The sequence below is a fragment of the Bremerella sp. TYQ1 genome (assembly GCF_020150455.1).
GTDB lineage: Bacteria > Planctomycetota > Planctomycetia > Pirellulales > Pirellulaceae > Bremerella > Bremerella volcania_A.
In genome coordinates this window covers 2,614,564-2,637,257 of the sequence record NZ_CP083740.1, presented here as the reverse complement: position 1 = coordinate 2,637,257, position 22,694 = coordinate 2,614,564, and the positions used below count along the sequence as shown (strand labels likewise).

15 protein-coding genes are annotated in these 22,694 nt (G+C 56.2%); 6 read left to right on the top strand and 9 right to left on the bottom strand.

Going from position 1 to position 22,694, the window contains the following annotated elements:
- Positions 1 to 3: 3 nt before the first annotated feature.
- The 6 genes from LA756_RS10210 to rlmKL form a co-directional block, all read right to left on the bottom strand.
- Positions 4 to 999 carry a hypothetical protein gene (locus LA756_RS10210; RefSeq protein ID WP_224439774.1) on the bottom strand — a complete coding sequence of 332 codons (996 nt, stop codon included), beginning with the start codon at positions 997 to 999 and terminating at the stop codon, positions 4 to 6.
- A gap of 122 nt (positions 1,000 to 1,121) precedes the next feature.
- Positions 1,122 to 2,054 (bottom strand): hypothetical protein, encoded by a 933-nt coding sequence (locus tag LA756_RS10205; RefSeq protein ID WP_224439773.1) that lies wholly within the window; start codon positions 2,052 to 2,054, stop codon positions 1,122 to 1,124.
- A gap of 84 nt (positions 2,055 to 2,138) precedes the next feature.
- Complete coding sequence (gene hisB, locus LA756_RS10200) at positions 2,139 to 2,732, bottom strand: imidazoleglycerol-phosphate dehydratase HisB (protein WP_224439772.1); 594 nt, start codon at positions 2,730 to 2,732, stop codon at positions 2,139 to 2,141.
- A gap of 21 nt (positions 2,733 to 2,753) precedes the next feature.
- Positions 2,754 to 3,812: a histidinol-phosphate transaminase gene (hisC, locus tag LA756_RS10195; RefSeq protein WP_224439771.1), complete on the bottom strand. Its 1,059-nt coding sequence runs from the start codon at positions 3,810 to 3,812 to the stop codon at positions 2,754 to 2,756.
- Between the two features lie 361 nt (positions 3,813 to 4,173).
- Positions 4,174 to 5,538 (bottom strand): histidinol dehydrogenase, encoded by a 1,365-nt coding sequence (gene hisD / locus LA756_RS10190; RefSeq protein WP_224439770.1) that lies wholly within the window; start codon positions 5,536 to 5,538, stop codon positions 4,174 to 4,176.
- Positions 5,539 to 5,814: 276 nt separating this feature from the next.
- Complete coding sequence (gene rlmKL, locus LA756_RS10185; RefSeq protein ID WP_224439769.1) at positions 5,815 to 7,986, bottom strand: bifunctional 23S rRNA (guanine(2069)-N(7))-methyltransferase RlmK/23S rRNA (guanine(2445)-N(2))-methyltransferase RlmL; 2,172 nt, start codon at positions 7,984 to 7,986, stop codon at positions 5,815 to 5,817.
- A gap of 555 nt (positions 7,987 to 8,541) precedes the next feature.
- Between rlmKL and LA756_RS10180 the strand changes: the two genes are divergently transcribed.
- The 4 genes from LA756_RS10180 to LA756_RS10165 all read left to right on the top strand — a co-directional run bounded on the left by LA756_RS10180 (position 8,542) and on the right by LA756_RS10165 (position 16,852).
- Positions 8,542 to 10,278 carry a DUF1559 domain-containing protein gene (locus tag LA756_RS10180; protein WP_224439768.1) on the top strand — a complete coding sequence of 579 codons (1,737 nt, stop codon included), beginning with the start codon at positions 8,542 to 8,544 and terminating at the stop codon, positions 10,276 to 10,278.
- Between the two features lie 99 nt (positions 10,279 to 10,377).
- Positions 10,378 to 11,421 (top strand): low specificity L-threonine aldolase, encoded by a 1,044-nt coding sequence (locus LA756_RS10175; protein ID WP_224439767.1) that lies wholly within the window; start codon positions 10,378 to 10,380, stop codon positions 11,419 to 11,421.
- 232 nt (positions 11,422 to 11,653) lie between these two features.
- Complete coding sequence (locus LA756_RS10170) at positions 11,654 to 14,662, top strand: protein kinase (RefSeq protein WP_224439766.1); 3,009 nt, start codon at positions 11,654 to 11,656, stop codon at positions 14,660 to 14,662.
- 24 nt (positions 14,663 to 14,686) lie between these two features.
- On the top strand, positions 14,687 to 16,852 hold the full coding sequence (locus LA756_RS10165; protein WP_224439765.1) for a hypothetical protein: 2,166 nt from the start codon (positions 14,687 to 14,689) through the stop codon (positions 16,850 to 16,852).
- Positions 16,853 to 16,882: 30 nt separating this feature from the next.
- On the opposite strand, the gene aroF is transcribed toward LA756_RS10165, so the two are convergent.
- Together aroF and LA756_RS10155 are read right to left on the bottom strand one after the other, a co-directional pair.
- Positions 16,883 to 17,908: a 3-deoxy-7-phosphoheptulonate synthase gene (gene aroF, locus LA756_RS10160; protein WP_224439764.1), complete on the bottom strand. Its 1,026-nt coding sequence runs from the start codon at positions 17,906 to 17,908 to the stop codon at positions 16,883 to 16,885.
- 274 nt (positions 17,909 to 18,182) lie between these two features.
- Complete coding sequence (locus LA756_RS10155) at positions 18,183 to 19,037, bottom strand: sensor histidine kinase (protein ID WP_224439763.1); 855 nt, start codon at positions 19,035 to 19,037, stop codon at positions 18,183 to 18,185.
- 224 nt (positions 19,038 to 19,261) lie between these two features.
- Between LA756_RS10155 and LA756_RS10150 the strand changes: the two genes are divergently transcribed.
- Positions 19,262 to 19,522 carry a hypothetical protein gene (locus LA756_RS10150; RefSeq protein ID WP_224439762.1) on the top strand — a complete coding sequence of 87 codons (261 nt, stop codon included), beginning with the start codon at positions 19,262 to 19,264 and terminating at the stop codon, positions 19,520 to 19,522.
- Between the two features lie 12 nt (positions 19,523 to 19,534).
- Here the strand turns inward: LA756_RS10150 and nadD are convergent, their stop codons facing one another.
- On the bottom strand, positions 19,535 to 20,158 hold the full coding sequence (gene nadD / locus LA756_RS10145; protein ID WP_224439761.1) for a nicotinate-nucleotide adenylyltransferase: 624 nt from the start codon (positions 20,156 to 20,158) through the stop codon (positions 19,535 to 19,537).
- A gap of 126 nt (positions 20,159 to 20,284) precedes the next feature.
- On the opposite strand from nadD, the gene priA reads away from it, so the two are divergent.
- Positions 20,285 to 22,570 carry a primosomal protein N' gene (priA, locus tag LA756_RS10140; RefSeq protein ID WP_224439760.1) on the top strand — a complete coding sequence of 762 codons (2,286 nt, stop codon included), beginning with the start codon at positions 20,285 to 20,287 and terminating at the stop codon, positions 22,568 to 22,570.
- Positions 22,571 to 22,694 lie beyond the last annotated feature (124 nt).

The following is a 22,694-nucleotide window of genomic DNA, read 5'->3' as shown; positions in this document are numbered from 1 at the left end:
ACGTTAAATCGCCGGGATGTTCCGGAACGTGCGTGTTACGACGCCTCGCGTAACGAGCGGGGCGTAGTTGTAGCAGTGCTGAAGCTGCCACCAGGCGGTGATACCGTGGGCGGCGCTGAACATATTCCAATCACTTTCAGCGCCATACTCGTCCATGTCATCGTCATCTAAGCCGAAGACGTCGTACAGCACAAAGCGAAGCTGAATGTCGTAGGTGCCAGCCCACGCGTTGTAGGCATACCATTCGCAGTAGACGAGCACGTACTGCACGCCGTTGATCATCACCGCCAGCCCTTCGGCGAAGTCTCCGGTGCGTCGCCAGCTGGAACCCAAGTTGAATGCCAGGATGCCTAGATCATCGATAAAGGGAACTTCGGCGATGTCCCAACTGGCTCGCTTTAGGGCCTGATGAATACGGATCTTGTTGGGGTTCGCACCCGGCGTCCCAGGGGCGGCCAACACGCGGTCGGAAAACGCGATGAAGTTGGCATGCTTTCCCATCGCCTCGTTCATGTCTTCGTCTTCAAAGATCTCGACCAGGCGGTTGCGTTCCAGGAAGCGGTCGAACAATCGCTCGACCATGCCGGTGTCGTCGTCGGTGCCGAAAATACTGACCAGCCGCCGCATCTTGGTACGCAGCTCTTGTTCGTTGTCAGCCACAGAATTCTTACGCCGCTGAGCCCCATGCGTTCCGTGGGTGATGTCCTGACCGAACAGCAGCCGATTGTTTGTCAAACCGAAGTCTGGCACCTCGAATGGTATCGACTGTGTCAGGTACTGATCGGTTGCTTGAGCAATAAGGAACTCTTTCCAGTGAACGATGAAGGGATGCTTTTGCGAAGGGATCCCACCGGTCGCGTTAACGGAATCAATGCTGCCGTCGGCGACCCCTTGCGGGCCGGGCGTTCTAAGCGGTTTCTGGGGGTTCTCCGGAGAAGCGGTCGTTCCCCGCGATCCCATAACTTGTTGATGCCCGCCAGGCACACGTGGTTCGCCCATGATTTCAGCTCTCCGTTTCCCCCAAAGTGGCAAGCAGGAAAGAGCATGCTTGCATCGTGTTTGTTTCCCTGACCATAAGATAGCGTGTAATGCGATCGGAAGGGACAGACATCTGAAAACTTCTATGCGGGGTGCGTAACAGGTTCCAAGAAATCGCCTCGCGGCTGCCAATCTCCCTCGCCCAGGAAAAGTTCGACTTGATCGCCGAGCGTCTCTTCAATAGCCGACTCGAATGCCGCATTTCCCGCGTCTTGATAGTGAGCGTTACCCACGATCGCACTCAATTTGTCCGGGAAATCAGAAACCAGGTTCCGCACGATGACCTGGGCCAGGCTGTAACTGAGCTCTTGCCCTTCGTCAGCGGCGCTAAAGCTATCTCCGGACCAAAACTGCTGGATGGTCTCGCGGTTCCAATAAGCTCGATGTTTCTGCAAGATTTCGCCATTCATCAAAAAACCAGAGCCTTCCAGCACCTGGTCTTCGATCACTTGGGTTACCCCTTCGTCCAGCCACATCGGTAGCGGTAAGTGCGAAAGCAGCATGTGGCATGTCTCGTGAGCGATCACCCGCGACAAGTACCAATCGTAGGTGTGGTTCATCGCGATATGGTGATAGCCACGATCAATAAACATCCCGGCCGATTCCCCGAAGTGCCCTTCTTCCGGGTAAAAGTCGGAGATGTACGCGTAATACAATTCGACTTCATCGAACGACAATACCACGTGCGGACCAAACCCCGACTCGTTGGCCACGCCAGGCAGTAGTTTTAAGATTCGGCTGCGGCAATGCTCACACGTTCGCAAAAGTTGCTTAACTTGTCGCGGCTCGTAGCCACTGAGCATCAGGAAGTTCTCGGACGACATGACCGCATAATGCTGCGGCAGAGATTCGCGAACGAGATCGAGCCACGCGGTCGCGATTGCCGTCCAGGCTTCGTCCAAGTAGTCGTCTGCCATGTGGGTATCGACCCAAGCTGCGGCAGCGTCCCAGTTCGGTCGCGGGAAGTCTTCGCGAACCTCGTAGGGATTTTCAAGATCGTGGAAAGAAAAGTGCATGGCCGGATATCGACTCGTGAAGGATGAGGAATTTCACGAGCCATTGTGGCCATCGTCAAGCGGTTCAGGCAAGCAAAAAGTGCGCTACGAGTTCAACGTGCCCTTGGTGCTCGGTACGCCAGGGGAACGTGGATCGTGCTCGACCGCCATGCGAAGGCTGCGAGCGGCGCACTTGAAGATCGCTTCCGAGATGTGGTGGTTGTTGCGACCATAGTGAATGTTCACGTGGAAGTTGCACAGCGCGTTGGCGGCGAGGGCTTGCCAGAAGTCTTCGACCAATTCGGTGTCGAACTCGCCGATCTTTTCGGTCGTGAACGGTGCATTGAAAACCAGGTAATACCGGCCACTTAAATCCCACACCGTGCTGCAGAGTGTTTCTTCCATCGGCAGCGTGAAGTGGCCATAACGGCGAATGCCCATCTTGTCGCCGATTGCTTCGCGAATGGCCTGCCCGATGCAGATTCCGGTGTCTTCGACGGTGTGATGCTGATCGACGTGCAAGTCGCCCTTTACGTCGACATTCAAGTCGAAGCAGCCATGCCGCGTGAACAGCTGCAGCATGTGGTCGAAGAAACCGACGCCGGTGCTGCCGGAGAAGTTCCCGGAGCCGTCGAGGTTCAGCTCGAGTTTGATTTGCGTTTCGGTCGTGTCGCGTTCGATTTTGGCAATGCGAGTCATGGGCGAGCGATTGTGCAGGTTCTAGGAGTTTTGCTGGAGGTACTGCTCGATCAAGTCCAAGCATACGTCCGTCTGGCCGTCGGTGCCGACCGAAATACGAATGCCCTCGGTATTTCCGGGGTATTGCATGTATCTGATCAGAACGTGGTTTTGCTTGAGGAATTCGTAGATCGGTTTGAGTTTGACGCCTGGCTTGGTTGCCCAAACGAAATTGGCCTGCGAATCAGGACAAGTGAACCCCATCTGTCGCAGTCGGGCAGTCATCTTGCCGCGTGTCGCGACCACTTTCGCTTTGTTCTCGGCAACCCACTTCTGATCGTCGATCGCCGCGATGGCGCCTGCCAACGACAACGCATCGCAGTTGTAGCTGTCTTTGACTTTCATCAACTGCTCGATGATCTGCGGCTGAGCAACCAGAAAACCAAATCGCAGGCCTGCGAGGGCGTACGACTTGCTGAGGGTCCGCGAGACCATGATCTTCTCGTTCTCTTTCACGAGATCGATACAGTTGTCGTCAGAGAAATCGGCGTACGCTTCGTCGACCAAAAGAGGGCAGGGGAGCGAATCGGCCATCTCACGCAGCTGAGCCTTCGGCACGACGGTACCGCTCGGGCTGTTGGGATTCGGCAGGAAGGCGAGCTTCAAATGATTGCTGGCCGTGCCGAACTCTTCCGGCAACGTCCAGTCGTCGTTGAAGCGAATTTCTTCGCTGTCGGCGCCTTGGATATCGGCGAGCGTTTTGTAAAGAACATAGCTCGGCGTCGGCAATCGGAGCCATTCTCCGTCTCCCACAAACGCACGCGTCAGAATGGTCAAGATGTCGTCGCTGCCGTTACCACACAAAATCCATTCCGGTTCCACGCCCAACACTTCCGCCGCGCGAATCCGAAACGCCGTCCCGATTGGGTCAGGATATTTCTCCAACCCTTGATCGAGTCGCTGGCGGATCGCCTCGGCAACTTTCGCCGAAGCAGGGTAGGGGTTCTCGTTGGTGTTCAGCTTGATGAACTTCCCGCCCTGCGGTTGTTCCCCCGGCTTGTATCCCGCGATCGCTTCAATTTCAGGACGAAAATAGCCCATGATGTTCCTAGTTGGGATTCAATAAACAGTTGTCGTTGGGCACCACCAGCGATGCCGGTAGTCTTCAATACGTGGGACTGCGTTTCACACCTAACCGCATCGTTTAGGCAGCGGCAAGATGGCTATCGTCTCGGAAGGCGTAACCATCTTACGACTCCGGTACTTAGGTGCCATGCCGTCGTCTTCGTCGGCATGCTCTTCTACATAACCCAAATACCATAACTATGTCGGCATATTCTTTTCCGCTTAGCCCTGAAAGGGCGGCCGAATGTTCTTGGTCGGAAGACATGCCGACGAAGACGACGGCATGGCACCCGGTTTTTCTATGATTATGTCCCCTCTATTCGCAAAGGGACCTATATCAACTTTCTTCGGTACGAATCGTTACGCTGCGTTTGTGCGCGGTGAGGCCCTCTTTGTCGGCCAACGTGGTTACCAGCGGGGCGATTTCTTTCAGACCTGCTTCGCTGAAATGAATCACGCTGCGGGAACGTAAAAAGTCGTTTGCCGAAAGTCCGCTCGCCCAATGGGCCGTTGCCCCTGTAGGCAGCACGTGCGAAGGGCCGGCGGCGTAATCGCCCACCGCCACAGGGCTGTAGTTACCCAGGAAAGTGGCACCAGCGGTGAGGATCTTTTCGGAGGTCGCTTCGCTGTTCTTCGTAGCGATGTGAAGGTGTTCGGGTGCCAGCTCGGTCGCGATTCGGCAAGCTTCCTCTTCGTCCTTCGTCAAAATGACGGCCCCGAAGTCGATCAAGCTTTGCACCGTCAGATCGCAGCGTTCCAAAACGGCGACTTGCTTTTCCAGTTCGGTCAATGCAGCATCGATCAGCGCTTCGTCCCAACTGATCAAGACGCTGCTGCCAGGCGAGTGTTCGGCTTGAGCCAACATATCGGCGGCGATGTATTCTGGCTTGGCGGTCGAGTCGACCACCACGACCACTTCGCTCGGTCCGGCGATCGAATCGATGTCGACTTCACCGAAGACATGCTTCTTCGCCAGCGCGACGAACAAGTTGCCAGGACCGACAATCTTCTGAACCTTCGGAATGCCTTCAACGCCGTATGCCAAAGCCGCGACGCCATGGGCACCCCCGACGCGGTAAACTTCCTTCACGCCGATCTCGACACATGTCGCCAGTAAATCCAAGTTGTACGAACCGAACGGAGTCGGCGGCGCGATCACGGCCAGTTCTTCTACGCCGGCTGCCATTGCGGGGACGGCCGTCATCAGCACCGTCGATGGATACGCGGCTGCACCGCCAGGGACGCAGATGCCGACACGCTTCAGCGGAGCGTAGCGATGCCGCAGCTTGCCACCATGTTCGATGGGGACTTCCACGTCCTTGTGCAGAATGGCCGTTTGAAAACGCAGGATGTTTTCACGAATGTCGCGGATCGTTTGCAGAAACGCAGGATCGGCCGCTTCGTGGGCCAGACGCAGTTCTTCTTCGGAAACGCGAACGGTCGTTGCGTACAACTGCTTGCCATCCAGCTTCTGGCCATAGTCCAGCACGGCGGCCAAGCCACGGCTTTCAACATCGGCACAAATCCGCTGGACAACCTGCTGCGGCGAAAGAGGCTCGCCGAACACGGCGATCGTCCGTTTGCGGCCTGCTTCGCTCACGACGTCCCCCTTGGGGCTCAGCTTGTCGCGAACCTGCTGCAACTGGGCTTCGACGTCGTCGTGCCGGGTATCAATCCGAGCGATTTTCGACTTCAGATCCATCACAATTTTCTGGGGGTTGGATAGCAAACGATCTCAGTACCTGGGGAACATTCTATTTTGCTACGCCAGGCCATCGGTGGAAAGGGGCGAACCGTGCACCAAAGGTGGCAGGTAACAGGGGATAGCCCAGTTTGCTTGCAAGCTGGGCAGCGCAACGCACGGAGGTTTTCTCATAAAGTCGACGGCATGACACGACCTCGATTCGGCTTCGCCTCCCCAGTTTGCAAGCAAACGTGGGCTACCCGGAATCGGGGGGGGAATTCATTAAAGCCTTGCTTACTTTTCCGTCTTCTTAACCATCTTCCAACACCGATGGATGCGTTGATTGCGGAAATCCTCTGGCACGGTGTGCTTCGAGATCTCCCGAATCTGCACGTTGGGCAGGGCTTCTTCGTCCAGCTTGAACCGGCGGAAGTTGTTCGAGAAATAAAGGACGCCGCCGTCGCTCAGGAGGTTCAGCGTTAGTTGAATCAGTTCGACATGGTCGCGCTGGACATCCCAGACGTCGTCGGTCCGCTTGCTGTTAGAAAACGTCGGCACGTCGACGATGGCCAGATCGAACTTCGCGCCCGGTCGCTGATCTCGGAGGTACTCCATCACGTCGCTGCGGATGAAATGTTGCTTGGCGATCGACAGCCCATTGAGCTGAAAGTTTCTGCCGGCCCAGTCGAGATAGTTCGCGTTCAAGTCGACACTTGTGGTCGAAACGGCTCCGCCGGCAGCGGCATACACGCTGAACGCCCCGGTGTAGCAAAACAAGTTCAATACATGCTTGCCGGCAGCTTCCTCCCGAAACTGACTTCGCAAGTTGCGATGATCGAGAAACAGCCCCGTGTCGACGTAGTCGGAAAGGTTGACCTCGAACTTGAGGCCACCTTCTTCCACGGTGACGATCTTCGAGTCTTCGGCCACCTTCTCGTGCTGAGACGTGCCTGACTGACGCGTGCGATGCTTGACGAAGACATGCCCTTCGGGAATCTCCAAAACTTCGCGAGCCGCTTCGGTTAAGTGATCTAACCAGTCGGCATATTGAGCCGGAGTCCGGTCGTGTGGGCGATCGTAATCGGTGATGTGCAGGTAATCGTGATAGATATCGATCACCAGCGGAATCTCGGGAATGTCGCGCTCGTATAAGCGGTAGCAATGAATGCCTCGCTTGGGCCAGCGTCGGAAGTGTCGGGCCCTCTTCGAGAGCCGGTTCTTGAGCAGTTGGGCTTGCTCTTTCGCTTTGTCATCCAGGCCGCCAAACGCCGGCGTGAAGGTTCGCTTTGGCTTCTCTTCGTTCGGATCGTCCTCGCGTTGCTCGTCGACTTTCGGTGGCGGAGGCCCATGGTACTGATAGTAATGGCACTCGGCGCGGCCGTTGTACATCTTGCGGCGGCGGTTGGCTTCCTGCCCCATCGCTCGTTCCAACTCAGGATACGCCGTCAGAATGAAGTGCGACCAGGTCGGCAACTGACGCAGCACATCGGGAAAGCCGCGGTAGAAATCCCACTGCGCGCGACGAGCTCGGGAATGGTCGTCGTACGGCGTGCTGGTAATCAGGCAGCCATACTTTCGCTTGCTGGTCAGCTGGGCGAACGGTTGCTGTTGGAAGTGAATGTCTTTGTCGACGCCTGCTTCGATGGCTTGCCGGCGAGCGAGTCGCAGCGCGGAGGCATCTTCGTCGTAACCGATGATCGACTCCGGCAGCGACTCGAGCATTTCGGCTCGTGCTTCTTCTTGCAAATCGAGCCAGGCCTCTTGATCGACCGCCGGCCACTGAAGCAGCGCGAAGTCGCGGAGCAGACCTGGGGCGATATTCCGACCGATCAATGCCGCTTCGATCAGCAGCACGCCGCTGCCGCAGAAAGGATCGACCAACGGACGTTCGCGATTCCAATGGCTAAGCTGGATCAGAGCTGCCGCCAAAGTCGGTTTCATCGGAGAACGCCCTTCCGAGTCCAAGTAACCGCGGCGCGTCAGCCCGGCTCCTGAGGTATCGATCGTCAGCGTGGCGAGATCCTTGGCAATCGCGACTTCAATTGTATAGACCGCCCCCGATTCAGGCAGGTCTTTGCCGTAGGCCGCTTGCAGCCGTTCCACAACGGCCCGCTTGGTCGCCCTTTGCACGGCCGGAACGCTGGTCAGCTGCGATTGATAACTGCGTCCTTTGACAGGGAAAGCTCCTTCCGCGTCGATGAACGTTTCCCACTCTAGCGCTTTGACACCGTCGAATAACGCATCGAAATCGCCGGCTGGAATCTGGGCCACTTCGATCAGCACGCGGTCAGCCGTCCGCAGATGCAAGTTGGCTTTCATTGCGTCGGTGTAATCGCCCGAAAAGCGAACGCGTCCCGAACCGAGGATCTCGGTTTCAAAGCCTAAGTTCTTCAGCTCGCGCGCGGTAACCGCCTCGATGCCAAAAGCGGTTGTAGCCAATAAAGTCAGAGGGGCAGATTCGTTCACGCGCTTGTCGATGCTAAAGGGATTTCGGGAACCCTTTATGGTACGTGCTACGGCCGGTTTGTCCTAGCGGCCTGTCGATTTTGCCGCAGATCGAAAGGGCCGGATAAGGCGGTTTACGCCTCCCTAAGATTCGACGCCAGGTCGTCGTGGGCGTGATTCACTTAATTGTACGCGTTTATTGTTCAAGTGTACAACAATTATTGCAGAATAATTGGCAAGGCCTGCCCCAGGTGTACCTGAAATCTCGCGGTAAAATAGGCTTTTTCGCCCCGAAAAACTACGGCGTGCATTCTTCCACGACGTTCCGATCGACGAAAACCTCAGGAATTGCCGAGCGAAACGCGTCTGACGTAATGATACCGATTTCGCTTGGACAGTATGCGATAATAGAGCCCACCTCAGAAAGCAGCGCCAAGTAGTCCCCGCAGTGGATAAACTTCATCAAAAAACGCTCGAATGAGGGCATTGCTTGCCGTATAACTGGCAAGTTGCCGAATAAATGGCAAGTTGAAACTCTTCTTTCATTAGCATGGAAAACGCGGAGGCGAGAACCCCATGAGACATCTTCTGAGTGCCCTTCTAATCGGCTTTTTATCCGCCACGATGGCTTTTCCACCGCAGGTTTTGATGGCTCAGGAAGCAGCAGCTCCTGCCGCCGATGAGAAGCTGCCAGGCCTGGAATACATTCCTGCAACCGCTGTCGGCGTCGGCTTTGTGCAAGCGGAACGTTTGCTGAACGAACCGATCGTTCAGGCTTATCCAGTCGAAGTGGCGGAAGCGTTCGGCAAGAAGTATTTGGGGTTCGACCCGATGAAGGTCACCTCCATCACGTTTGTCTTGACCCCTCCGACGCCGGACTTTCCGCAGCCAGACTTTTTCTCGGTGGTCAAAACTTCGGAATTGCTTTCCGAAGAAAAGTTCTTCGCCGGGATCGACGAGTTAGTGGACGGCATGGCCGACCAAGCTGACATCGACGAGTATTTTCCCAAGCTGAAAGGGAAGGCGTTCTACACCGAGGCGTATCCGCTTGACTATGTGGCTGCCCATATCGTGGACGAGCATACTTTCATGATCGGTTCGATGTCGCTGATGGGAAGCGTTGTTGAAAATGGTCCGAATGAAGCGTTGACCAAGCCAGCCGAAATTCTCGTCTCAGCGAACGATGGCGCCGATGCGTTCGCTGCGTTCAATGTCGAGCCGGTCCGTGATCAAATCAACGGCATGCTGGCCCAGCAGAAGATTCCGCCGCCGTTCACGATGTACAAGCAGGTTCCCAACTACACCGAGTCGATCATGCTTAGCTTCCACTGCACCGAGAAGTTGGCTGCCACGCTGACGATCAACGGTGTCGATGAAGCTGCGACAGGACGCTTGGAAGAAATGATTCAGTTCGGCCTCGACATGGGCAAGCAAGCGATGTTGATGCAGGCGAACAACATGCTCAACAGCGAAGACGAAATCGAAGCTGCCATGGGCCGTTACCAGGTTCGCTTGACCGAAAAGTGGCTGGCCGCCCTGACGCCGAAGAAAGAAGGCAATTCTCTGGTCGTTAACTTCGAGCAGACGGAAGAGAACATCGTCGGCGCGAACGTTGCCGTCGTCGGTATCCTGATCGCATTGTTACTGCCGGCCGTGCAGCAGGCCCGCGCTGCGGCTCGCCGAATGCAGTCGAGCAATAATTTGAAGCAGATCGGCTTAGGGATGCACATCTTTCACGATACGTATAACGCTTTGCCTGCTTACGCCAAAACCGATGCCGACGGCAAGCCGCTGCTTTCCTGGCGTGTGATGATGCTGCCATTCGTCGAGCAGCAAAACTTGTACGAACAGTTCCACCTCGACGAGCCATGGGACAGCGAGCACAACATGAAGTTGGTCGAGCAGATGCCGGACGTCTATCGCAACCCCCAAAGCACCGCGCCCGAAGGTTACACCACTTACCTCTTGCCTGTCGGTGAAAACATGGCATTCACGTTGAACCCGGGGCCGACGCCAGAGGGTCAGCAGATAACGAAAGGGCTTGGCTTCCGCAACTTCACCGACGGTCTTTCCAACACGGCGATGTGCGTGGAAGTGAACGATGATCACGCGGTCCCTTGGACGAAGCCGAGTGACTTGGAAGTAGATTTGATGAACGTGAAGAAAGGCCTGGGAGCCTCGCAGCCGAATGGTTTTCTGGGTGGGTTCTGCGATGGAAGCGTTCGCTTTTTCAGTCGCAACGTTGACGAGAACTTCCTGAAGAACTGGTTCCAACGAAACGACGGAAACGTAACACAGTTTCCAGAAAATTAGGTAACGCGTCGATTTACGTAACGTGCTTGGCATAAAGGAAGCCTCCCGGCAAAATGGCGGGAGGCTTTTTGTTTCGATCCTCTCACGACTTGGTCCTCCATGAACACTGCCATCGATCTTCGTAGCGACACTGTCACGCAGCCTTCGACCGCCATGCGGCAGTTCATGGCTCAAGCCGAAGTGGGGGACGCCGTAATCGATGTCGATCCGACGACCGAGCGTCTGGAAAAGCTGACCGCCGACATGCTCGGCAAAGAAGCGGCGATCTTCATGCCCTCAGGTAGCATGACCAATCAGATTGCCATCCGTCTGCACTGTCGGCCTGGGGACGAATTCCTGTGCGAAGAAAACTGCCATGTCTACAACTACGAACAAGCGGCTTTCGCCCAGCTAAGCGGTGTCGTGGCACGCACGCTGCCAGGCGAGCAGGGCGTACTGCAGTCGGAGCAGTTCGAAGGAAAGATCCGTCCAGAAAACGACCACCTCGTTCGTACGAAGCTGGTCTGTTTAGAGAACACCCACAACCGCGGTTCCGGCAAAGTGCAGCCGTTCGATATCGTGCAAAAGATCACTACGTGGGCCCATGAAAACGGGCTGAAAACGCATCTCGACGGGGCTCGCTTGTTCAATGCCGCCGCCGCGACGGGGATCTCGGTCGCCGATTGGAGTGCCATGTTCGACACTGTCAGCGTCTGTTTCAGCAAAGGACTAGGTGCCCCCGTCGGCAGCGCACTCGCCGGTCCTGCCGAATTCATTCAAGCCGCTAAGCGTGCCCGAAAACTGTTCGGTGGCGGTATGCGTCAGTCTGGGATCATTGCCGCAGGGGCTCTTTTCGCCCTGCAGAACAATGTCGCGCGTCTGGTCGAGGATCACGAGAAAGCCGCTAAACTGGCCGAAGCGGTTCGCCAAACCGAGGGGCTGACGCTGGATGTCGACCCTGTCGAAACCAATATTGTCATCTTCAGCATCGAGAAAGAACTGGGGACCGCCGCCCAGCTTCAAGCCGCTTTCGAGCAGCGTGGGGTACGTGTTCTCTCGGTCGCCCCTCAAAAGATCCGGATGGTCACCCACCTGGATGTCTCGATGCCGCAAATCAATACGGCTGTTGAGGTTATCAAAGAAGCGGTCCCCGCGATGGCTTAAGGATCTGCGGTCTCGCTGCAGCTTCGGTTTTGCCGCTTATCCCATTTGTGCGGGGCATGCTGGCGAGGATCTTACGGCCCCCGAAAACCTGACCGAAGTTTTGCTCTCCGCAGAACCTGCGCGGTACACTAATACGTTGATGGAACAAGATTTACGCCCTTCCTAGGCTAGATATTCCGTGGTTCGCTTTCGACCCGAAGGCGAAACCGTGCAAGACGGATACGCAATAAGCATGCAAGTTACCAAGACGAACGACTTCTGGAAGCTGATCCTCGAATCAGGCCTGATGACCAAAGAGGCCTGTAAACCGCTGCATGATCAGTATCAACAGGATGGCAAAAACGGAGATGCGCGAGCCTTGGCCACATGGCTGGTCAAAGGGGGCCATCTGACTACATACCAGGCCCGTGTGCTGTTGGCTGGTCGGCCGAAAGCAATCCACGTTGGTGAATACCAGCTGACCGATCGATTCGATTCTGGCCCGCTCAAAGGGGCCTATGCCGCGAAGCATTCCTCGACCGGCCATCCGGTTTGGCTGCACCCAATTGCCTCGGAGATTCAAGAAGACTCGGTACGATTCCCAATCGTGCAGCAGATGTGCCAGCTTCGTTCGTCGGTACCTCATCCGCACCTGATCCGTTGCTTCCAGCTTTATCAGCGTGGTAAGCGTAGTTACCTCGTCACCGAACAACTCGACGGCAATCTGCTCGCCGAAAGTCGCCCCGGCGATGGCGTTCCGATCCCGCCGCCCGATTGCGCTCGGCTAACACGGCAGGCCGCCTTGGCAGCTACCCAGGTTCATAGCCAAGGGATGGTGATGGGGGACCTGACGATGGACCAGCTTTGGCTGGAACCAACAGGCAATCTCAAGCTGATGCATCTTCCCGTTCGCCCCGTTGAAGGGATCAACTGGGCCGACGAAGCCCAACAAGAACGACTCGACGCGTTGGCTAACGTTGCGGCTCCCGAGCTTCAAAGCGCTGGAAATGCTCCGACGAAGCTGACCGACTTGTATGCGCTCGGAGCGATCTTGTTCGATTTGCTGACCGGCAATCCGCTCGTGAACGGTTCAATTCAGGAACGATTGCAGCAGCACGCGACGCTGAATGTACCGAAGCCGCCATACATTCCCGCCGACATGATGCAGGTCATCCAATACCTCTTGGCGAAGAACCCCGGCGGGCGATATCAAAGTGCTCAAGATGTTGCTGAAGCGTTGCGACCGTTTGTCGATGCCTCGCAGCTTTCACCACCGCTGGCCGATGCACCGCCGACGATGGGCAGTTTTCTGCAATACCTCACTTCGCAAGCGAGCGAAGCGGCGGCTCCTCCGGCAGCTGCTGCAGCGACACCTCCCGCGGCGGCGGTTCCCTTTCCAGGGCAGCCACAAGCTGCAGCGCCGATTCCTCAGCCAGTCCCCCCGGCGGCTGCTCCATTCCCAGGTGGTGCCCCTCCAGCAGGACCTCCGCAGCCGGCGATGGCTCAGCCGGTCGCACCTCCGGTGGCCGCTCCTGTGGCGGTCGCACAGCCTGCGGTCGCAGCGGCCGTTCCTGCCGCTCAGCCAACCCAAGATGGCGGAGCCAGTCGGGCCACCGCTTTGGCGGAACGAATCCGCAAACGAAAATTTCAACGAAAGATTACCAGCCTGGTCGTGCTCGGCGTGATGGCGATCGCGGCGATTGTGGGTGGTATTTATGGTTATCAACTTGCGTTCCCGCCGGACGATATCGCTGATAACGGCGAGCAAGTGGAAGATCCACCCGAGGTTGATCCCGCGCCGGAAGTCGACCCTCAACCGGTCGATCCGGCTCCCGTTGCACCGACGGGGCCGCAGTTGGTGGAAGACGATGGCCAAACGCTGTGGGCTTCCCCAACCGATGGTACTCCGATCGATCTAACCGGCCTGCCGAATGATACTCGAGTCGCCTTGGTCGTACGTGCGAGTGACTTGACCGGCAATCCGGAAGGGGACCGCATGCTGCGAGCTTTGGGGCCTCAGTTCACTACGGTTCGAGAGCAGTTGGAAGGGGACCTTGGAGTTCGCTTAGAACAGCTTGAGGCGTTGACGGTTGGTTTCGGGGCCTCGACCGCCGGCGGCCCTCCATGTATTGTCGCGAATCTGAAAGGGGCGACCAATTTGCTATCGCTTTGGGGAAATCCATCCCCCGTGGCTGGCAGCAATACGCCCATGTATCAGGTCAACGGCTGGACGGTGATGCCGATTCCTGGAAAAGAAGACCGGCAGTTCGTAGCGAGCTCGAAAGCGGTCGTCGATGCAGTGGCCGCACGTGGCGTTGTGGCGCCACAACTGACCCGAGAACTCGAGCAGTTACGCCGCGAATCGGACGCGATGCAAACGGTCAGCTTGCTTGTCGAGCCCCAGTTCCTCGCCACGTCGAGCGATCAAGTCATGCGAGGCGAACTTGCCGCAGGTGCCGCGGCGGTCAAAGATTTCCTGGGCGAAGGTCTGCGGGGCATCTTGGTCAGCGGGCACATCGGTCAAAACCTTTACGTCGAAATGCGTTGTATCGGTTCGCTGAGTCTCGATCCACTTAGCCTGGCGGTCTCGATGAAGGAAAAGATTAATGCGTCGTCACGCAAGCTGGAAGACGCGGTTCCTTCGATCAATCCGACTCCCTATTGGCGACGTCTGGCGTCGCGCTTTCCGAACATGGTTCAGTTTGCGTACCAACAAGCACGTACCGGCGTTGAAGCCAATCAAGCCGTCATTAACATCGTTCTTCCCGCGGCAGCCGGACAGAACATGGTGGCTGGAGCCGAGCTGATGTTAGCCGCTAACACCGCGGGGGCTTCTGGTCCAGCCGCCGGTGGTGGTATGCCAGCCGCGAAAGAACCGGAGACCATCGAAGAAAAGTTGGCCTCGAAGATGAGTATCTCCTTCCCGCAAAACTCGCTGGAGTTTGCTCTGCGTGACATTGGCGAAGAAGCAGGCGTTCCGATTGAGATCAAGGGTGGCGACCTGCAGTTGGATGGCATCACACGCAACAAAGAGATCAAAGACTTTACGCACGAAAACAAACCAGCCGGGGAGATCTTGGCTCAGCTTTTGGTGCGTGCGAACCCTGAGGCTTCGCCTGGTCCGAACACTGAAGTCCAGAAACTGATTTACGTGATTCACCCCATGGATGGTCCTGAAGATGCAAAGAAGGTGGTGGTAACGACCCGCAAGGCGGCGGAGACGAACAACTACACGTTGCCGGACGTGTTCAAAATTCAATAGCCGCTTTCCGTTGAGAGACTCCTCGTGACATTATTTCGAGTTCAATGCCAGACTTGTTCTGCTCGCTTGAAAGTGAACAGCCGCTCGCTGATCGGTCAGATCGTGAACTGTCCCAAGTGTGGCAGCATGCTCGAGATCGCCGATCCCGATTCGGCCCCGGCACCGTCGGAAAAGAAGGCGAAAGCGGTCGCACCCGTCGCTCCTGTCGTCAAGCCAGAACCGACGCCTCCGGCAGAAACACCGCCTGAGGCCGTCACCTCACCCGAGTCGAGCCCGGAACCTGAAGTTCCTGCGTCCGATGCCGCTGCGACATCATCCGATGGGGCGTTTGATCAGCTCGACGAAATGTTGGACGACGCGCCGGCAGAAGGTTCTGCCGCCGCAACGCCATCCGAAGCCGCTTCGGCAACAACGCCTCCCATCGAGTCTGGAAGATTCGCCGACAGTGCTTCCGTTGGCAAGTGGCGCAACGTGGCGTTGATCGGTGGAACGGCCGTCATGGCGGTGACCACGTTCGCCATTATTGGCTACGCCGTTTTCTCAGGCAGCAATGCTTCGCCGACGCCAGCTCCGGAAGAGGTCGAACCAACGCAAGTCGCTCAGTTCGAGCCTCCGGAAGAGGAAACGAAACCAGCCGAAGAAGAAACGCAGCCGGTCGAAGCTGAACCGCAACCGCAGGAAGAGCCTGCGTTAGATCCAATGCCGACGCCGATGGAGACGGAACAAACGCCCGAGGCCTCCCCATCGACGCCTACCGAAGAACCCCCCAACAATCCTGGCGCGGAAGAGCCTGGCGAACCGGTCATTCCTACGGATGACAATCCGTTTCTCTTCGATGACCCGATGAATGATGCCACGACACCGAGGCCAGAAAACATGCCTGAAGCGGGGCCGTCAGAAACGGTGCCTGCGGAGCCTGCTGTTGCAGAGAACGATAATTCGGTTCTCCAGTTGAAGGACGATCCGCTGTACGAGGTATTCGGCGAATCGTTCCCGATTTTCAATCCGGAAGACTTCGAAAATTCTGCCAACACAAACTCAGCTCCGGCGAATGCGGCCGATCCGGCACCCAAGATTGAAGTCGCTTCCGCACCCCAGTTGGTGCCTCCGATCGCCAATGTGGATGTTGCTCAGCGACTTCGTGATCCGATCGTGAAGATCGAATTCCAAAAGATGCCGCTCAATCAGTTTGCTTCGTTCGTAACGCAGATGAGCACGGTCCCGATCACGCTCGATCCAATCGCGTTGGCTTCGGCAGATATCAACGCGGCGACGCCAATCACCGTAAACCAAACGCAAACGTCAATTGAAGGCATTTTGCAGAACGCGGTTCGACCGTTTGGGCTTGATATTCAAGCCACTGAAAATAGTGCTCGCCTGCAAATCACGCAGCCACTCGATGGCCATAAACGTGTGGCCCGATTATTGGTCGATGACTTGGCGCAAGATCAAAAGCAAGTGGCGGACATCGCTTACTTGTTGACGCATGTGGTCGAGCCCCTTTCGTGGAAGCAGACCCGCGGAGATGGACTTTATCGAATCGATCCTGGTGCGATCATGATCACGCAAAGTGAAGTCGCCCATTTCAAAGCGGTTGTGTTTCTCGAGAAACTTCGCATCGCGCGGGGATTGCCGCAACGGAGCCAGTTTTCGTCCCAGTTGTTTGACTTGACGCACCGAACCGATCAGCTGCGTCCCGCACTGCAACGTGACGTGAAGCTGCAAATCGTTGTACCGACGCCGCTTTACAAAGTGATTGATCAGCTGGAAAAGAAAAGTGGACTGACGATTTTATGCGACTGGGATTCCTTGGCTCTTAATAAATTGGGACCAGCCACCCCGGTAACGTTGACCGCCCCAAACATTTCCGCGGAGCAAGCTCTCTCGGAATTTTGCAAAGCTTGGAAGCTCGAAGCGTTGCCGATCAATGCATCGACGGTGCAATTGGTTAGTCAGCGGAGCGTTCCGATCATGCCATGGCTCGAGTTCTACGACGTCCGTTCGTTGGAGCTTGGCAAGTCGGAAGCAGCGGCGTTGATCAACGATGCCAAGCGAGAGTTGAGTGATCTTCGCAAGACTGGCTACGGCGACATCCAGTACGATCCGGTTTCGAAACGTCTGTTGGCTTTACTCTCCAAAGATGACCATCAGCGACTGAAGTTCGCCCTGCAGCGAAAGGTCTCGAACTAACGCGAGACCTTTCGAGGTTGCCGCATTTCGCTAGACTTGGGCACCGCACTCGATACCGACGGCATCGGCTACCGCTCGGCATCGCTTCATCGTGTCGGCGAACGATGGCAAATCGAGCGACTGGTAACCGTCGCTCATCGCTTCATCTGGCTCGGGGTGGACTTCCACAATGATACCGTCCGCTTTGATGGCGACCGCCGCTACGCACATATCAGGAACCAGCGATGTGTGACCTGTTCCATGGCTTGGATCGATGACGATCGGCAAGTGCGTCTTTTGATGCAGGTAAGTCACCGTGGCCAAGGGAAGGGTGAAGCGAGTATGCGATTCGAATGTGCGAATCCCGCGCTCGCACAGCATCACGCGGCTGTTGCCTTCGTTCAGGATATACTCAGCGGCCAGAAGCAGTTCGTCGATCGTGGCGGATGGGCCTCGCTTGAGAAGGACGGCTCGATCGACTCGGCCGACCGCTTCCAGTAGGCGATAGTTCTGCATATTGCGAGCACCAATTTGCAGCACGTCGGCGTATTTGGCGACCAGCTCGACATCTTCCGAGGCGACCACTTCGGTGACAACGGCGAGTCCGGTCTCTTCTCGAGCCGTGGCCAACATTTTGAGGCCATCTTCCTTCAAACCCTGGAACGAGTAAGGGCTCGTGCGTGGCTTGAACGCGCCGCCCCGCAGCGCGGTGGCTCCTGCAGCTTTGACCGATCTGGCCGTTTTGACGATTTGTTCTTCGTTTTCGACACTGCAAGGACCAGCGATGACCCCACACTTGCCGCTACCAACTTCCAGGCTGCCTGCTTTAACGAGCGTTGGTTCCGGCTTAACTTCGCGGCTGGCAACTTTATAAGGGGCGAGAATCGGGACCACTTTCGATACGCCAGCGACGGTTTCCAGCGATTCCCGCATTTCTTCTCGTTTATCGCCAATCGCGGCGATCACGGTCCTTTCGGTCCCTTCGATGACGTGGGCTTTGAGCCCTAATTTCTCGACTTTTTCGGCGGCATGTTGAATCATCTCGCCGGTCGCATCTCGTTTCATCACAATGATCATGGCTTTCTCTTCCCAGGCAAATTTTCGTGAGGTGTCAGGTCGTTTGGTTAAGTGCAGAAACAAAAAAAGCCCTGAATCGCTTTCCGATTCAGGGCTTTGGAGTTCTCGCGTTATGCTTTCGGCAATCTACACAGAATCCTCGGCCCTACTCGGAAAGTAGGTAAAGAAGAAACCAAAATAGAATTGCCAGTTGTTCATAACGCCTATTATGTGCGCGTTTTCGTTTATGACAAGTCCGTTTTTTATGAACTTGCGGTGAAGCGTGCCGCGCGGCTTACTGCCGAACCGGGGCAGTGGGAAGCATACTGCCGCCGGTCAGCGGTACGCTGCTGGAGACAGGCGAGCCTGATTTTTGGTTCGCGGTTGCGGCTGGAAGCCGGATGGTGAATGCGGTTCCCATGCCGACGGTGCTTTGCACGCGGATCTTTCCTTGGTGGGCTTCGACAATGTCGCGGCAAGCCGCCAAGCCGATCCCGGTGCCCCCTTTGCCGGTTTCGTCAGGGCCGGTTTTGGTGGTGTAGAAAGCATCGAAAATGTGGGGCAACTGATCTGCTGGAATGCCGGTACCGTGGTCGCGAACCAGCAGATCGACCATGTTCGAGTCGGCGTCGTACGAAAGCTTCAGCAGTAATCGCCCTCCTTGAGGCATCGCCTGGCGGGCATTGATCATCAAGTTCAATAAAACCTGCTGAATTTGATTTCCGTTGGCAACAGCCTGGGGGACTTCGCTGTTTTGGAAGTCGAGTTCAATGCGGTATTTTCGCAGTTCGCGTTCGAGCAAAGTGATCGTGTCTTCGACGATCTTCGCAAGTTCGGTCGGCTCCATCCGATCGCCACGATTCTTGGCCATTGCCAACACGCCGGTGGTGATCTTCGCGGCACGATCGCCGGCCGCGGCGATTTTCTCGAAGCAGTTGTTGCGGGTTTGCTCGTCCTTATGACGCAGGCCCATCCGGGCATAATTGATCACCGCCATCAGCACGTTGTTGAACTCATGCGTTGTCGTGCTGACAAGTTCCCCCATGGCGGTTAGCTTCTGCGCTTCGAGCAGTCGGCGCTTCAGAATTTCGATTTCTTTCGCCTGGCGTTCGACGAGGGAAGCTTCAGTGGGGGATTGCGAGTGGTTCATCCTTGAGCCTGCTTGCATGGTATTTCGCGACTGGTGAGAGACGAGCTAGCTGCTGGCATCCGTCGAATTGGCAGAATCCTTTCTACGAATTCGACGCCGGCGCGATGCTGGCCCGTAATATGTCTATCGACGATCCCCCGTTCACGGCTACAATTTCCGCCGGAACAATCGGCAGCCTTTATGGTTGCTAATGCAAATTACCTAGATCATCGGAGTTCGCAAGGATGCACACCCTCGATCTACTTGACCAGGCAATTGCCACCGCCCAGGACCTTGGCTATCAGATACGCCGCGAATGGCTCGACGGCCAAGGGGGAGGCGTATGCGAAATTGCGGGCAAACGTTGGATCTTTCTCGATCTCAGTTTGTCGTCGATGGAGCAGCTCGATCAAGTTTTAGAAGCTTTGAAAAGTGACCCAGCGCTGGAGCAACTGCCGCTGGCACCGCAGCTTGGCCAGGTTTTGGGCCGCCGGAAAGCTGCCTAGTGATAGCAATCGCTAAGCGTTCGCAGTCTGTTTTTTAAAGACGTGCTGCGTTTCGATGTACTTCTCGACGCTTCGCGGCACCATGTAGCGGATGGATCGTTGACTTAGAATTCGCTGGCGGATGTCAGTGCTGGATAGTCCGATCAGCGGCATCTCAACAAAATGCTGTTTGATGCGGGTCATTTGATCTTCGCTGAGAACGTCGGGAAGCTGACCCCAGTCGTTCAGATCGCTGCCTGGTCTGCCGACGGTGCTAATCGTGGCCAGCTCGCAGATCTCGTCGATCTTGTGCCAATGATAAAACGAAGCGAATGAATCCCCACCAACTAAAAGGAACAGTTCGGCCTGGGGAACAATTTTTCGCACTTCGCGAAGCGTATCCACCGTGTAGCTGAGTCCGCCCCGTTCCAGTTCGATGGGACTGCATTTGAAGGCGTGATTACCAGCGATGGCCAATTCGATCATGGCAACACGATGGGCGTCGGATGCCAGCGTGCCATCGGCTTTCAAGGGATTCGTGGCCGCTGGCATAAACCAGACTTCGTCCAGCTGGCATTGCTCGCGACACGATTCCGCCAGAAGCAAATGCCCGTTGTGAATGGGGGAAAACGATCCCCCGTAGATTCCCAGTCGCATGGTACTCCCCCTTTCGCGTGACGCGAATTCGACGTGGTGGGAAGGCTGCCCTCAACGTGCTATCGTATCGGTCTTGGCCGAAATTGGCCAGGATGACCTTTCCAGACGCCAACTATTCGGGATTTTGTGAAGAATCAAAAGGGACTTTTCGGCGACGATTCGACCCCCTGGGAGCAAGACGATGCCCAGACTGGGCTCGTAGCTTCCATTGTTATGTCGACCGGGCCTGAGCAAACGTTCGACTACTTGGTTCCTGATGAAATGGTCGGCGAAGTCGTTCCTGGACGTCGCGTCTACGTTCCCTTGGGAAGATCGAATCGCCGTGTGATGGGTTACTGTGTTGCCGTCGAGCGGAAGGAATATGGCCGCCGCAAGTTGAAGCACGTCCTAGGAGCCCTCGACCAACAAACGCTCCTTTCTTCGCACATGCTGCAAATGACGAAGTGGATGGCGGAGTATTACCTGGCCAGTTGGGGCCAAGTTCTTGATGCCGTCATTCCTGCGGCCGTTCGGGGCAATGCAGGCACACGCGAGGTAACTCTGCTGAGTGTGCCTAAGGAAGTCGCCATGCGGTTGGCTTCGATCAAGTTGCCTGAGAAGCAGCAAAAGGTGTTGACGACGTTGGCAGCCGCCACCAAACCAATGACGCCGGGCGATTTGGCCGAAAAGTGTGGCTGTACCCAGGCCCCGATTACCGGCCTTCGGAAAAAGAAGCTGATTAGTTCCGAAGTTCGCCGAGTCAGTCACGCTCATTTTGACGACATCGATATCGAGCGTGAACCATCCAAGCAACTCAACGAAATTCAAACGTCGGCGCTTAAGACCATCCTCGATCAAGTTCAAACACCGCATCCCAAACCGATTCTCTTGCACGGTGTGACGGGAAGCGGCAAGACCGAGGTGTACATCCAAGCGATTCAGAACGTGATCGACCAAGGAAAACAGGCCATCGTTTTGGTGCCTGAGATCAGTCTGACGCCACAAACCAAGCAGCGGTTCGCATCGCGTTTCGATCGAATTGCTGTGCTGCATAGCCACATGAGCGATGTCGAGCGACATTGGCAGTGGAAGCGAATCGCGTCAGGTATTGTCAACGTAGTTGTGGGAGCGCGCAGTGCGGTGTTCGCTCCGACACCTCAATTGGGAATGATCATTCTTGATGAAGAGCATGACAGCTCGTTCAAGCAAGATTCGATCCCCCGTTACCACGCTCGGGAAGTTGCCGCGAAGCGGGCCGAACATGAAAAAGTGCCTCTGATTCTGGGAACAGCTACTCCTTCATTGGAAACGTTTTATCGTGCTCAGCAAGGAGAATACGAATTGATTTCGATGCCGCATCGAATCGGAAATCGTCCCTTGCCGGCCGTGCGGACTGTCGACATGCGATACGACAAGACGGCCAGTTTTCGCGGAGCAATCAGTCGGCAGCTTTATCACTCGATGAAGCGAACACTCGATCAGGATGGTCAGATCATTTTGCTCCTGAATCGACGAGGGCACAGTACCCATATTCAGTGCCCCGCGTGCGGTCACCTGGTGGAATGTCCTCACTGTGAAATTCCACTGACGCATCATATCACCGACGGTAGCACGGTATGCCATTACTGCGACTTCCGTAGCAAGGCACCACGCGTCTGTCCTGAGCCAACGTGTCGTCACAACGGGATTCGATTTTCGGGCATCGGCACGCAAAAGCTTGAACAGGAAGTGAAAGCGAAGTTTGGCTCGTTTCCTATCATTCGGATGGATTCCGATACGATGAAGAAACCAGGCTCGCACGAAGCGGCGCTCGAGAGGTTTCGTAATCGCGAAGTCAAAATCTTGGTCGGCACGCAGATGATCGCCAAGGGTTTGGACTTTCCGAACGTAACGCTCGTCGGCGTCATCAACGCTGACACAGCACTTCACTTTCCGGATGTTCGTGCCGGCGAAAGGACCTTCCAGCTCATCACGCAAGTTGCCGGGCGAACCGGCCGAGGCGATCTGGGTGGGGAAGTGCTCGTGCAGACGCTCAGTCCTGATCATCCGGCGATCGAAGCGGCGACTCGGCACGATTACAAGCTGTTTGCTGAACGCGAGTTGCCGTTTCGTCGCGATTTCCAAATGACACCCTTTGCGCATATGGTCCGGATCATTGCGCGGGGGCCGACGCAGCCTACGGTGGAGCTGTTCATGCAGCAGGTGTCTGACGAACTGGGACGCTTTGCGGAAGAGCAGGGGGGAGACATTTTGCAGCAGGGACCGGCACCGGCTCCGATCGAGAAACTTCGAGGAAATTACCGCTATCACCTGCTGCTGCATAGCTTTGACCGCCACCTGATGCGGGCCGCTGTGCTGCGATGCCGCGAGAAAATCGCCGTTCCTGACGATGTTTTATGGATCGCAGATGTCGATCCGATCGACATGATGTGACCCTGGTTCGGGAAATCTGGGTAGTTTCAGATGGCCGAAAGCGCTAGAATTCAAGGGTAGGAATTTCCCGACGTGTTCGGTTGCTTGTTGCTGGACACTGAAAACCGAACACTGAAAACTATCC